Below are 13,198 nucleotides of genomic sequence, written 5' to 3' on the forward strand. Positions count from 1 at the left end.
GTAGGCATCTGGTTTACCGCTTTGGGTATCTCCACGATGGCTTTCAACTTGAACGGTTTCAACTTCAACCAATCGATCATCGACTCTCAAGGTCGTGGTATCAATACTTGGGCTGATGTGATCAACCGCGCTAACTTGGGTATGGAAGTAATGCACGAGCGCAACGCTCACAACTTCCCGCTTGACTTGGCTGCGGCCCAAACGACTCCCGTAGCAATGGTTGCTCCTTCTATCAACGGCTAAGTTTTAGTCTGAGATTACAAAAAGCGCTCCTAGAAATAGGGGCGCTTTTTGTTTGGGGAAAATTCTGTATTTGTATTAGCACTTACGCACGGGTGGTCAAAAACCGGGTTTTACGAAAATTTTTCGTTATAGTCCACAGATTAGCTAAAAAACCCGGTTTCTTTGGTCTAATGGGTAAGTTCTTGCGATCGAGTTTTATTCGCGGATGGCAGATCAATATGATGCGCTGAATGCTTTTATGCGATCGTTGAGATAGAAGTTCAGAAGTGCGATTAAAAAAAAATTATGAAACCTCTTGCACTCATGCACTCTCCTCTCTTGAAGTTATCTGCGTTTATCTGTCTGTTATCTGCGGTCACTCTATTTATTAATTAAATATTTTGCATGGTGCGTCACTTTGGCATTTTTTGCCCAAACTATCTGTCATATCAAATCCGGTAGCATCGGAATGATTCAGATATATATTCTCGGACTCTGTGTACTCTGCGTACTAATAAGGTTAAATCATTCCGATACAAGCGGAAACGATATCACAGGTGATGCACCCTACATCTATCTGTTAATAATCAAATAGCGATCGCCCCATCCCCTCTCCAATAACAAAAGAAGACCGATCGCACCCAAAATACTCTGGATACCGATACCGCAGGATCGTGGGGGGTTCCCGCTGCTTTTACCAACGTCGAAGTTTGGGAGGGGTCGATCGCAACTTTGGGCCGATTTGTCGCTCAAATTAAGTGGCCGCTGGGAATCGGTACGCTAATGTTGGAGGACGGCTCCATGGTGCAGGGCTTTTTGTGCGAATCTTATGCTGTCGCAGGTGCGATGGATATTTCTAATTTCGGCGGTTGACGAGCTGATAACTCCGGCTTTTAAGCTAAGTTAGAATGGCAAATTTCTACCACTGTGCCAAATCATGCCATCAGCAGTACCTAACATTATCATCATCACAACTCCAACCCCCTCCAGCGGTGGTACCAGCCCCGGAGGGTCAGTAAAGGCTAAGAATGGCACCAGCGGCCCCGACTCCCTCAGCGGTACTGGGGGCGCTGACTTGATATTCGGTTTGGGCGGGCCTGACAGCATTTTCGGCTTGGGGGGAAACGATTCCCTCTACGGCGGCGACGGCGACGACTCAATTACAGGCGACGCGGGCAATGATTTGCTGTTTGGCGGTTCAGCCCGCGACAGTGTTTTTGGCAACGCGGGCGACGATACTATCTACGGCGGCAAAGGTGCTGACTCGGTAAGCGGCGACGAGGGCAATGATTTGCTATTTGGCAACCAAGACAGCGATACTTTGTTGGGCGGCGCGGGCGATGATACCCTGTTTGGGGGTAATGGTGACGACTCGCTGTTTGGCGGTATTGGCGATGATTGTTTGTCGGGCGATAGCGGCAGAGATACTTTAACTGGCGGCGCTGGAAATGATACTTTTGCGATCGGGCGTTTTGCAGATGGCGATGTGATTACCGATTTTACTGTTGGTACTGATAAAATTCGCTTGAGTGCCGGCCTCACCTTTGGCGAACTCAATATTTTCGCTGGATCTGGAACTTCGACGAGTACAATTATTCAAATTACAAGCAGCAAGGAAATTCTGGCTACTGTATTGGGAGTTACTTCTATCCCTAGGGCGGACTTTATTTTTTAATTGGGAATCGATAATCGGGAATTGGTAATTGGGAATTAAGCTTGCGGGTACTTTTGAATCTGAAGTTTTTAATGTTGAAGTTTTCAACTCAGGTAAGGCTTGGGCGTTGTCAGTAACCAAGATATCTCAAAACTTTTCAACTTCCTTCTACCTTCTTCCATCTATTCCTGAAACTTGTCAAAAAATCCGTTGCCGAACTTCCTTCTGACCAATGACCAATGACGGATGAATGGTGAATAATGAATGATGAATTAGAGGGCAAATTTTGCCTTTTTTCTAGTTACTTGTATCATATGTTATTAGCTAATACCACCCTAAACAATGCTAATATCTATTGATTTATGACTAATAGATAAGGGTAATTCTTGCTTTTTTTGTTCATTTTTATCATGTATTATTAGCTAAAACTGACCCATAAAATGCTAATAATTGATAACGATCATTCGACTTCGCTCAGGCTAAAATAACTAACAACTAACAACTGCCAACTAACCACTGACAACTACCAACTAACAACTAACAACTAACAACTGCCAACTGCCAACTAACAACTGCCAACTAACAACTGCCAACTGACAAATGACTATAGACGGTTTTCTCAATCTTAACAAACCTGCGGGCATGACATCTCACGACTGCGTGGGGCGAGTGCGCCGAATATTGCAACTCAAGCGAGTCGGACACGGAGGAACCCTCGATCCTGCGGTGACTGGCGTTTTGCCGATCGCCCTGGGTAAAGCAACCAGACTGCTGCAATTTCTCCAACACCATAAAGCTTACCGAGGTACGATTCGGTTTGGTTTAAGTACCGCTACCGACGATTTAGAAGGAGAAATCATCCATTCTCAACCTGTGCCGGATTTGAGTTTAGAAAAAGTCCAAGCTGCACTGCCGAATTTTCTGGGAAAAATTGAGCAGTTTCCGCCGAGTTTTAGTGCGGTTCAGGTGGGAGGAAAACGTCTTTATGAGTTAGCTAGAAAAGGCGAAACTCTGGAAGTGGCTGCTAGAAATGTTGAGGTTTTTCGGCTGGAAATCTTGGATTGGCGGCCGGGGGATTTTCCTGAGTTGGATTTGTCGATCGCCTGCGGGCCAGGTACTTACATTCGGGCGATCGCGCGGGACTTGGGCGCACTGTTGAATGCAGGCGGTACTTTGGCTTGTTTGACTCGTACCGAAAGCAGCGGTTTCTCGATCGACCAAAGTCTCACTTTTGCACAATTGGAACAGCAAATACAGGAGAATACATTCAGCCCGATTTTGCCCTCGGTGGTTTTGGGACACCTAGGCGCGATCGTCCTTTCTCCTGAATATACCAAACGCTGGTTTCAAGGACAGCGCCTCCCCATTCCCGAAACAATAACACCGCAGGAAACACAGAACAATTCCCCCGCAAACTTAAACTTAATACCCCAACCTCCCTATCCCTTGCAAGTTTACGATACAAATGGTAAATTCTTAGGTATCGGTCAAGTAGCTTCCTCAGAAACAAGTACCATATTGTCTCCTCAAATTGTGCTTTAGTTATCCAAGAGGTAAAAATGAAAATAGGTATAATTGGCGCGGGAAATGTTGGCGGAACTCTGGGACGAATTTTAAGTCAAAAAGGTCACTCGGTTGTATTTGGTGTCAGAGATCCGCAGAGCGCAAAAGTACAGTCTGCTGTAGCTTCTACAATAGGAAATGCACGAGCTACTAGCCTTGTAGAATCTGCCAGTAACGGTCAACTTTTTATCTTAGCAACGCCTTGGAATGGCACGCAAGAGGCGATCGCCGCTGCGGGAGATGTGACTAGAAAAATTATTATTAACGCTACAAATCCGATCGAGCTGACACCCGCTGGACTTGCTGCAGGACTGACAATCGGACACACAACTTCGGCGGCAGAAGAAATTGCAAAATGGGCGATCGGATCGCAAGTTGTGAAAGCTTTTAACAACATCAGCGCAAGCTGTTTAAAAAATTTGCACTTCTGTTCGCAAACAGCAACCGCTTTTATTTGCGGAGACAATATAGATGCCAAGAAAATTGTCACTAATCTCGCGCAAAACATCGGATTTGAAGTTGTAGATGTCGGGGAACTCAAGCAAGATCGATTGCGGAAACCGCTGGGGATGTTGTGGATTAACCTAGCTTTCAGCGGTATGGGACAAGATTTTGCGATTAACTTAATCCAGCGCTGAGGTGAAAATTGTGAAAGCATTGCCGATCGGATTAATTCGATGCTACAAAATGGTGATTTCTCCTTACTTACCTAACGCCTGTAGGTTTCAGCCCACTTGTTCGCAATACGCGATCGAAGCCATAGAAAAATTTGGGACACTCCGCGGCAGTTCAATGGCCGTTAAGCGGATTTTGCGCTGTCATCCTTTTCATCCTGGGGGTTACGATCCAGTACCTCCCAAGGATAACGAGGAAAATTAATTTTTAGTTATCAGCATAATTTTAGCTATTAATTAGTGCGATCGAGAGGCTTTGCACCCTCATGGCTAACACTCCCGAGGGGAATTATACCATTTGAAATACTTCGACTTCCTTGGGCTAAGCTCCTCGGACAAGTCGCCCTCCAAGTTTGAAATTGAACAATTGAAAATGGCTGATGAATTAAGGGTTTCCAACCAGGGCAAAGGAGTTGCATTATTCTAGGGGATTGATACCCCGACCCGATCCTGGGTATGGTGTATTGATAACAACAAAATTGGAGCGGTGCCGACAAGAGTACGCTCGATCGGTTGCGTACTCTTCTAGGCACATATTCGTTTTGGTTATGGTCATCGATCTGACATGATATGATGCGGTTAAATTCGCAGCACCAAGTTTTTTTAAATGAATAAAATTCAGTAATATTACTGTTATTGTTCACAACTCAGCAGCTATATAATGGTACAAACAGAGTACAGGGGATGCGAGTTGATATGTCTGCTACCGCAATCGGATACAAAATGTTGTCCCATACTATGGCCGTGCTCGGCCAAAAACAAGCAACTGGGAAACTCCTGTTAGAACAAGGGGAACAACAGTGGCAACTTTACTTTTTTCAGGGTTGTTTGGTTTATGCTACAGGAGGATCGCACAGGGCGAGGCGCTGGTACAGGGCGATCGGGCAACACTGTCGCAACTTTCAAGTCGATCTTAGAGACCTTGATGCTGGGGAACTTTGGGAATATCAACTGCTTCAACGAGGGATAGCAGACAGCGAAATGAGCCTGGAACAAGCTAAGGCGATCGTCCGCAGCAGCATTTCCGAAGTGTTCTTTGCTCTGATCGGTCAATCGGGTTTGCGCCGGGAGTGGCGTCCCTCTTCAAAATATTTTTCTAAAGTTATCTCTACTTTGATGCTGTCCGTAACGGAAGTAGAGCAAATTTTGTGTTCTACAGAACAAATTTGGCAGCAGTGGAAAGCAATGGGTCTGTGGCTGGTAGATCCAGAACAAGCACCGCTTTTAAAAGCGTCCGCCGAATTGCAGAAAAATCGATTTAGTTCTAATTCTTTGATGGCTTTGGCTAACGTCTTTAACGGCGAAAATACTCTTTGGGATATTGCATTTAAGAAAAAACAGTGCGTCACAGTGGCAACTCGCGCTTTAGTTAATTACATCAAGCAAGGTTTAGTAAATTTCCGCACAGTACCAGATTTACCATCGCCGATCGAACAGTGGCGCCTTGCCGCTGCGATCGCCCGCCCCGGTCGCCCTTTGATTGCTTGTATCGATGACAGTCCCACAGTCTGCGAATTTTTAGAGCAAATTTTATTGCCGGCAGGGTATCGAGTCCTAAAAATTCAAGACCCGATGCAGGGAGTGGGCATTATTGCCAAACACAAGCCTGATTTAATTTTTATGGACTTAGTGATGCCGAATACAAGCGGCTTTGCTTTGTGCAATTTTTTGCGAAAAACACCGGCTTTTCGCGAAACTCCGATCGTGTTTTTGACAGGTCAAGCCAGTATAATTGACCGCACGCGAGCAAAATTAACAGGTGCTTCCGATTTTTTGAGCAAGCCTGCGAGTCCAGAACAGGTTGTGCAAATAGCTGATAAGTATTTGAAGGCAAAAGGCGATCGCAGCCCTTTAGCCACGCGCCACCACGATTTACTCAATTCGCACCAACTTACCTTAGTAAATTCTTGAACCAAAATTCTGCTTAAAAAGTATCGCTGCCGATCGTGTGGATCAGCCTCGGGCGCACTCTACAAGCATTTAGGCCGCAAGCAAGCTCTCAACCGTGACAGTCATCAGTCATGAGACTTGAGTTGCACTCAATCGCAAACCAGATTGAATGTATCTGCGTCCATCAGTGTTTGTACGCTTGAAATCTGCGGTTAACATCATCAGAGATTGACGGATTGAGGGATTGAGGAATCAATACCTTATTTTTCGCTGGAATTGCTATAATCCATCAAACTTAATATTTTAACTATGAGCGATCGAACCCCGCAGGTAAGCGTGGTAATTCCGGCTTACAACTGTGCAGCTTACATCTGCCAAGCCGTAGATAGCGTGCTGCACCAAACCTATACAGACTGGGAAATTATTGTAGTAGACGACGGTTCCCGAGACGACACCAGATTAATTTTGGAGCAATATGGCGATCGAATTCGTTACATTCACCAACAAAATCAAGGAGTTTCCATCGCCCGAAATCGCGGTATTGAGCTAGCCCGAGGAGAATTCATCGCCTTTCTCGATGCAGATGACTACTTTTTACCCCACAAATTAGCAGCACAAATGGCTGTATTTGCAGCGCAACCAAATCTAGGAATAGTCCACAGTGGCTGGCGTCAAGTCACCAGTACAGGCGAACCGATAAAAGATGTCCAACCCTGGCAAAACGTCCCTAAATTAGACTTAGAAATGTGGCTGCGGTGGAAACCAGTATTACCTAGCGCGATGGTATTTCGCCGCCATTGGTTAGAGCGCGCCGGCGGATTTGACCCTCGATTTCCCCCAGCAGAAGATACAGATTTAGTGCTGCGTTTAGCCTTAATGGGATGCGAAGCAGATTGGCTGCAGCAAATAACTGTTTGCTACCGCCAGCACGAACAAAGCGCCATGTACAAAGGTTTACCGCAGGCTAAATCCCTCGCAGCCGTCACGGACAATTTTTTTGCCCGCCCCGAATTGCCCGATAAAATACGTTTGTTGGAAAAGCAAATCAAGTACAGTACCTTAGTTTGGATTGCTTGGTATTTGTACCGTACCGGGCATTCTGTTGAAATGGTAGAGTTTTTGCAGCGTTCTTGGAATTATACGCCTTATTTGCCTGTGGAAACAGTAATTAATTGGGCGGACTGTTTTGCAGAATTTTCGCGGGATGCGGGGAATGAATTCGATGCAGATTTATTAGCTCAATCTGCTGAGTGGCAGCAGTTAATGCAGTGGACAATGCTGGCGATCTAATTTGGCTTTAAATTGTCTGTCAACAATCGGAATAGTCAATTCACTGTTAACAGTTAACAGTTAACAGTTAAAATCATTCCGGTGTTACCGGAATTGATATGACACACTAGGGCGGGTGAAACCAAGTTTTTCAGCGTTGTTAAAGACTAAGAACCCATATTTGCTTCAACTCTCAACTGTTGAAGGTTTCTGTTCGTTAGCCGCCTGGATATCCTGCCACCAAACATAGACATAAGGCCAGATCAATGTCTCATCATCTAGCTTCACTGTCACCTCATAACGGTTAATATGCGTGAGTTCCCCAGTTCTGCCATTCAAATACAATTGTTTGGGATTGTCGGTGATAATTTCTACTTTTTGATTCAACAGCGGCTGCATCTGGGTAGAAGAACCATGAAACGGATTTTTGCCTTTGAGCACATAGCCACCAATCACAGATAAGTACATTGAAGCCATAAAAAATACCGTCAACAAACCCACCATTAGCAGAGTTTTTTGTGGCAAGAAATTGGTATAAACGCTCGCAACTCCTAGTACCATAGTTCCGAAAAACAAACAACTTGGCAGTACCAGCCCATCTCCCAGAAACACGATACCAAAAAATATCAGTACGAGCTGACAAGCAAATAATGCAGCCACCCAACTCCACCCAGCTAGCAACGATGAAGACAGCAGCCAATTCATTGCTACAATCAGGACGATCGCCATTGCCACAATCCAAACCGGTGGCGTATCATACTGTGTGAAGGGAAGAAGCACAAAAAACACTAAAGCATAGGCACAACTCGCAATAATATAGGCAAATTGACCAATTATTTCGTTCCTGTTCAACATTGTTAAAAGAGTGACACTGTCGATTACTTGGGGTCGATAGACTTAACAAATTGTTGCACGGGCTGCGGTAGAGCGGGCACAAAAGTTTTTCTAAAACCCTTAACATCAAATACTCGCCACAAAATACCCACCGCCACCGTCAAGAAAAATAACGCTCCCAAAAAATTGAACGCACCAGACAAAAAACTGCTATTTCTTTTTTTAGGTGGCGTAATATTTTTCATCCGATATACAGCCGGCTCGTAATCTCTAGACTCCTCGCGAATGCGGGGCGGCTTTTTGGCGCGCGGAGTCGCACTGCGGTTCCCAGTGAAACCCGTGTGATTAGTTTTAGTAGAAGCGATCGGCGAATTCAACTCAGAAGTGCCGCGCATCCCCGTGAACTTGCTAGCAGAAGTCCCGGTTTTACCGACAGCAACATCCTGAATTCTGCTGTTAGAGCGCTGAGTCGATTGGCGATCGGCGAGGGTACGCATCAAGCTTTGCAATTGCTGAGTCACCGCCGGCGGGCGTTCCCCTTTCCTCGCCCAATTTAACAGCATCGCCCCGGTAATCCCGCAGAGATTCGCAGCCCCGACAGAAGCCAGCCGCTTCAGTAGAGGCTGGCTGTTTGACACAAAAATCAACAAAGCCTCCGGGTGTTCCTGAGCCAAACCGTAAACGCACTGAGCCGTCGCCACCACGAGCATTGCTTGCTTGCTTTGATTTTTGATCGAAGGTTCAAGACCTCGGTGCGTCTCTTGAGCGTCAGTTGCAATCCAGCCGCTTTCGGCAAAAAAGCGCATAAATTCCTTAGCGATTTGTTCGATAGCCGGTTCCACCGCTTCGCCGGTAAGACGATCTATTTCGTCGTACACTACTTCCGGGATATAGCAAGTTCCCACCTTGGCATATTCTTGCCAAACTTGGGTTCTGCCAGCCATCAAAACATCTGCATCAAAAGTTACCAATATAGGAGGAAGTTGATTAGCCATGACTTTATCCTAGATGTTCAGATAAGTTATTTAAACTCGATCGAGTTTAAACAAATTTTGGGTTGTTCAAAAATCTACTTTCGGTAAAAGATAAATTGCTAGGGGCCGCGCCCTTAATTGGAAATTAGTAGTTAGGAATACCGTCGCCTTCAGTTCCCCAGTTCGATCGCCTAATTCCTAGATTTGACTAATTTACTGCAACGCCAGAGTCTGTTACCAAAGACCGGCGGCTGCTGTTAGTTCCCGATTCCCAAACGGCCGGCCAAAGCCGGAGTCAAGGGTAAAAGCGCAGCAATCATCAAAAACAAAGCTAGCAAACCCAAAGCCGCACGAGCGTCATCAGGCTCAGTCAGTTCGTTGAGGCTCGGCCGCTCCAGATTCCGCTGTAAAATCAGAATCACGATCGCCCAATATAGAGCCAAGGGATTAACTAAAGAAGCGATCGCCAGCACTACAAACGTTGCCAAAGTCGCGCGACTGGCAATTTTGCGGCCGTAGATTGCTTGTATAATTCTACCCCCATCCAACTGTCCTGCAGGCATCAAATTAAGCGCCACGATTACCAAGCCCAACCAACCGATAACTACCAGTGGGTGAACGTCAACAATCGGCTGCAGCAAAGCCGAACCCAACACCACTTTTGCCAAAGCCCCCACCAAAACCGAGCCCTTGAAATATTCTGCAGGAATTTGAAACAAACTGCCGGGGTGAGAAAGCAGCAAACCTGTAATCAGCATTAGGAGAGAAACTATTCCGCCAGCCGCCGATCCGGCAAAAGCGATATCAAACAAAACTTTACGGTTGGGAAGCAGCGACTCAAAACGTTCGATCGCCCCAAAAGAACCTATTTGCAAAGTTGGTATAAAAAACGGCCAACTCAAACCAACATTGTATTTATTTGCTACCACTCGGCGAGCAATTTCTCCCGATCCTAAAACCGCCCAAATTCCCGCCGCCACTGGCAGAACTTCTAGATATCGATGCGGAGAACCAAAGAAATCGAAACCTAGCAGCAAACCGCCAGTTTCCAAGCTAGTAGCAATTGTTGCCAGCAGCAGCACGACTGCTAGGATTTTTTGAGATACGGTAGTTGGCTGCGGGTCATTTGTGCTTGGCAAGATAATAACTACCGGCTTTTCGTCCTGATTGTCTACTAAAAATAGGCGGTAGCGATCGTTTAATCTTGCTTGCAAACTTGCGGTCAAACGCGAGTGTACTTGTTCGGGGTCTCCCCGGAGATTGCCTTTCAAGATTACCCCATCTTGATAGGGAATTGTTTCTGTGGCAAAGAAAGTATCAATGCCAAAAATGCCTTGAATTGCCTTGAGGTCTTCAACAGGAACAGGAATTATTTCTACTTCATTGGTTCCTGGTGGCGAGGTGACGGTTTTAATCGTTTCTTTGGCTGATGTCGGCTGCGAGTCGGGGGGCGAGAAACCATCGGTTTGGGGCTTTTCTTGGGCAGTATCGCGCGACTTTAGCACTGCATCCAAGGCAGCCTGACGCAATTGCCGGCCCAGATAAATGTATAATCCTGTGGATGCCACCAGCAGCAACAATACTGCCACTAGATTGAGGTAAATCCCGGCGGCGAACAAACCAAAGAACAGCAGCCAAGGAGTCATCAGCGCCACTGACTGCAACCAAGCCAAAATTCCTAGTTTGCCTTGATCTCTGGCGCGATAAAATCCCCAACCCAGAATTCCCACAGAAAGCAATAAGAGTGCAATTGTTGCCGTATTGTCCGATGCAATTAGTGGCATTCCGGTTGCTTGGGCTAATAGGGGCTTTAATCGATCGATCGCGGTGTCGTAGGGCAATAGCATTAAATCTTGGGGAATATACAATATATTTGCTGGGATCATTATCCAAACCTGTCGGAAACTAGCCTGAACTAAGGATAACTCTTGAGGGCTACTCGGCCCACAACAGCGGTCGCTGTTTTAACTTTGCCAGCGACAGGCTATTGACACGATGGTTTTTTTATGATAATACACCGACGGCGACCAATAGATGCGGAGATGAGTAGTGTCGATCGGGAAGCGGGAAAATGGGTAGCAGTTGGGCCGGCGGGACTTTTTTACAGATTTGACTTAGTGCGGGATGACCGAATTCGGAACAAATGCAGGACAAACAAGGTTTGAACCAGTCTCGCCATTCAAATCAAAAACGTCTGAAAGCATTGCTGTGTATAGTGTTGTTTTAACGGGTACGGCAGGACTTGAACCTGCGGCTCGCTGCTTAGAAGGCAGCTACTCTATCCAACTGAGTTACGCACCCAACTCAAAAATCGCTAACAACATTATTGTATCGGTGCAGTGTGCGATCGAGCAAGTAAATATCTGATAATTTATCCAGAAATCGGTTTGATCTACAAAAATAGGGCATCAAGGGCGATCGCCCTCAATGTCAAAAACCGAGACGATAGGAGCGATCGTATTACCAAAAAACCAGATCTAGTCTCTGGATTTGAGTCACAAGTCGATCCTCAGTGACTAACTTGTCGCTCATGAGCGATGTTTGGTAACATTCGGCTCAACTTGATATTTGATCAAAATGTGGTAGAACTAGGAGTGAAAGACTCAGGTGCAAATCCCTGATGGTACGGAGCCAATATATAAGGTTCCTCTACGACATCAAAGCAAAATAGTCGATCGCCCGATCGGTACGATCGCGAAAATCAAGCGTTGCCAGTACAGCATTCCCTGGTGCGCGGGGAATTTTTTCCTTAGTGCATTAGTTGAAACGCCATGGTTGAGAAACAATCTCAACTGAGAAATTTGTTAGCATTAGTTAGCAAAAAAAGGATCGCAACGCTTGAGGAGGGCAATCCTGCTAATGTAAGTGGACTCATTAAATCAAGAATCCCCAAACCTAAAGGCTAGGGGAACCTCACAAGCACAGCACCTCGGCCATGACAGGAGTCAAATCGCAGTGTCATGTTTATTCTGAAACGGCAGGACGTTGAAATAACCAATTATCAACATCCAAAACGGGATCAACAAATTCCCATTCTCAATTATCAGGGGCAGACTTTTCGCCTGATCAGCGCCTTCAACGGCAAACAAGCAGAAGACGCCAGAGCCTTGTGGCGGGACTTAACCGACAATCGAGGCAAAGCCTGCGTTCTGCTAGAAGAGCCGGATAGGTATAGCGTCTGGGGAAAAGTCCGTTTAGATCAGCTTGCGGGTGAAGAACAAGCAGGTACAGAATCTGCATCATCACCGCTGTTCGCGCAGGGTTGCCTGCTGCTGCTCCAAGCTGTTTACTTCGATGTAGAAGACCTCTTAGGCGCAAGGCAAGCCGCATCGTTTCAGAAAGATATCGCCAAGATATTTCAGCAGGGCAACTTCCCCCAGGCAGACTCGGCTGATGCGATCAAAAATTGGCTGACCGTTAGTCCCTTGCAAAATCATAAGGTGCCCCCTTGGCAAGAGCAACATCTCAAAACCTTATTGCAAGAACTCCACCGTTTGGGCAAATCATATTTTGGCGATACGGGCTTCGCTGAGGGAGTGAGCGATGTACTGCAAGATATGCCAGCACCGGAGCGCACTCAATTTTTAGATTGGCTGAAACAATCAGCCCTCAACAAGTTATGGATTGCAGCATAAACAATCTTTGACAATTGCTCAGACAATTGGCAGCAGATAATTAAGCTGAGATAATTGCACTGTAGGGGGTACGGGATATACACGTGGGAATGCCAACTTGTACGAACAACCAAATTGTTGAGTCGGTTTTGGTGCCACCTACAGTCTAGCAATTTAACTAAATTTCGATCGCAGTCCCCACTCACAATCATCGATCTGATTGGGGTAGTGCGAAACAAAAAAAACAGAGACAGCAACATTTGAGGGTATGATTTCAGAGATGGATTTGGTACTGTAAAAGCCTTAATGGTGAAGACACAGACCTTACTTCTATCATTTATTATTATTTCCGGACAAAAGATCGACTAACAACTAATTCCTCGAATTAGTAAATAGATATTATTCTTGCTTAGTCTTTCTCTTAGTGTACGAGGGCAAAAGTCCCGACGGCACGCTGAGGACGCCAGTTTTTCCGGGAGCGTCAGACAAAGGTTATTTGGCGAA

Annotated in this window: 11 protein-coding genes, 1 tRNA gene and 1 pseudogene; 9 read left to right on the forward strand and 4 right to left on the reverse strand. The window is 45.9% G+C overall.

Translation table 11 applies throughout. The features are described from left to right. From QT998_RS14210 to QT998_RS14245, 8 genes and pseudogenes are all read left to right on the forward strand, one after another. Positions 1-243, forward strand: a pseudogene (locus QT998_RS14210) (photosystem II q(b) protein); the annotation flags it as partial. 630 nt (positions 244-873) lie between these two features. Beyond that, positions 874-1,095, forward strand: coding sequence for an allophanate hydrolase-related protein (locus QT998_RS27505; protein WP_442921976.1), 222 nt, complete (start codon positions 874-876; stop codon positions 1,093-1,095). A 64-nt stretch (positions 1,096-1,159) separates the two neighbouring features. Next, the gene (locus QT998_RS14220) at positions 1,160-1,897 is read left to right on the forward strand and encodes a calcium-binding protein (RefSeq protein WP_333115148.1); all 738 of its coding nucleotides are present in this window, start codon (positions 1,160-1,162) and stop codon (positions 1,895-1,897) included. A gap of 579 nt (positions 1,898-2,476) precedes the next feature. Next, positions 2,477-3,418, forward strand: coding sequence for a tRNA pseudouridine(55) synthase TruB (gene truB, locus QT998_RS14225; RefSeq protein WP_333115146.1), 942 nt, complete (start codon positions 2,477-2,479; stop codon positions 3,416-3,418). 2 nt (positions 3,419-3,420) lie between these two features. Continuing rightward, positions 3,421-4,077 carry an NADPH-dependent F420 reductase gene (locus QT998_RS14230; protein ID WP_442921977.1) on the forward strand — a complete coding sequence of 219 codons (657 nt, stop codon included), beginning with the start codon at positions 3,421-3,423 and terminating at the stop codon, positions 4,075-4,077. A 10-nt stretch (positions 4,078-4,087) separates the two neighbouring features. Continuing rightward, positions 4,088-4,318: a membrane protein insertion efficiency factor YidD gene (gene yidD, locus QT998_RS14235; protein WP_194012858.1), complete on the forward strand. Its 231-nt coding sequence runs from the start codon at positions 4,088-4,090 to the stop codon at positions 4,316-4,318. Positions 4,319-4,809: 491 nt separating this feature from the next. Next, the gene (locus QT998_RS14240; RefSeq protein ID WP_333088383.1) at positions 4,810-6,024 is read left to right on the forward strand and encodes a response regulator; all 1,215 of its coding nucleotides are present in this window, start codon (positions 4,810-4,812) and stop codon (positions 6,022-6,024) included. Positions 6,025-6,312: 288 nt separating this feature from the next. Beyond that, positions 6,313-7,293 carry a glycosyltransferase family 2 protein gene (locus tag QT998_RS14245; protein ID WP_333115143.1) on the forward strand — a complete coding sequence of 327 codons (981 nt, stop codon included), beginning with the start codon at positions 6,313-6,315 and terminating at the stop codon, positions 7,291-7,293. A gap of 165 nt (positions 7,294-7,458) precedes the next feature. Here QT998_RS14245 and QT998_RS14250 read toward each other — a convergent pair whose 3' ends face one another. From QT998_RS14250 to QT998_RS14265, 4 genes are all read right to left on the reverse strand, one after another. After that, complete coding sequence (locus QT998_RS14250) at positions 7,459-8,127, reverse strand: hypothetical protein (protein WP_333088379.1); 669 nt, start codon at positions 8,125-8,127, stop codon at positions 7,459-7,461. A 23-nt stretch (positions 8,128-8,150) separates the two neighbouring features. Further along, positions 8,151-9,101 (reverse strand): PIN domain-containing protein, encoded by a 951-nt coding sequence (locus QT998_RS14255; protein ID WP_194068072.1) that lies wholly within the window; start codon positions 9,099-9,101, stop codon positions 8,151-8,153. 236 nt (positions 9,102-9,337) lie between these two features. Further along, positions 9,338-10,864 carry a site-2 protease family protein gene (locus QT998_RS14260; protein ID WP_333088423.1) on the reverse strand — a complete coding sequence of 509 codons (1,527 nt, stop codon included), beginning with the start codon at positions 10,862-10,864 and terminating at the stop codon, positions 9,338-9,340. Positions 10,865-11,307: 443 nt separating this feature from the next. Continuing rightward, a tRNA-Arg gene (locus QT998_RS14265) sits at positions 11,308-11,381 on the reverse strand. A 659-nt stretch (positions 11,382-12,040) separates the two neighbouring features. Between QT998_RS14265 and QT998_RS14270 the strand changes: the two genes are divergently transcribed. Beyond that, a complete protein-coding gene (locus QT998_RS14270; RefSeq protein ID WP_333088376.1) occupies positions 12,041-12,715 on the forward strand; it encodes an Npun_F0813 family protein in 675 nt (224 codons plus the stop codon). The last annotated feature ends 483 nt before the right edge of the window (positions 12,716-13,198 follow it).

Origin of the sequence: Microcoleus sp. S1D4, assembly GCF_036700765.1 — a bacterium.
GTDB lineage: Bacteria > Cyanobacteriota > Cyanobacteriia > Cyanobacteriales > Microcoleaceae > Microcoleus.

Bases quoted from the DNA above. Each gene is read 5' to 3' on its own strand.
- QT998_RS14220 (WP_333115148.1), top strand. From the start codon at position 1,160: ATGCCATCAGCAGTACCTAACATTATCATCATCACAACTCCAACCCCC.
- truB (WP_333115146.1), top strand. From the start codon at position 2,477: ATGACTATAGACGGTTTTCTCAATCTTAACAAACCTGCGGGCATGACA.
- QT998_RS14240 (WP_333088383.1), top strand. From the start codon at position 4,810: ATGTCTGCTACCGCAATCGGATACAAAATGTTGTCCCATACTATGGCC.
- QT998_RS14245 (WP_333115143.1), top strand. From the start codon at position 6,313: ATGAGCGATCGAACCCCGCAGGTAAGCGTGGTAATTCCGGCTTACAAC.
- QT998_RS14250 (WP_333088379.1), bottom strand. From the start codon at position 8,127: ATGTTGAACAGGAACGAAATAATTGGTCAATTTGCCTATATTATTGCG.
- QT998_RS14255 (WP_194068072.1), bottom strand. From the start codon at position 9,101: ATGGCTAATCAACTTCCTCCTATATTGGTAACTTTTGATGCAGATGTT.
- QT998_RS14260 (WP_333088423.1), bottom strand. From the start codon at position 10,864: ATGCCACTAATTGCATCGGACAATACGGCAACAATTGCACTCTTATTG.
- QT998_RS14270 (WP_333088376.1), top strand. From the start codon at position 12,041: ATGTTTATTCTGAAACGGCAGGACGTTGAAATAACCAATTATCAACAT.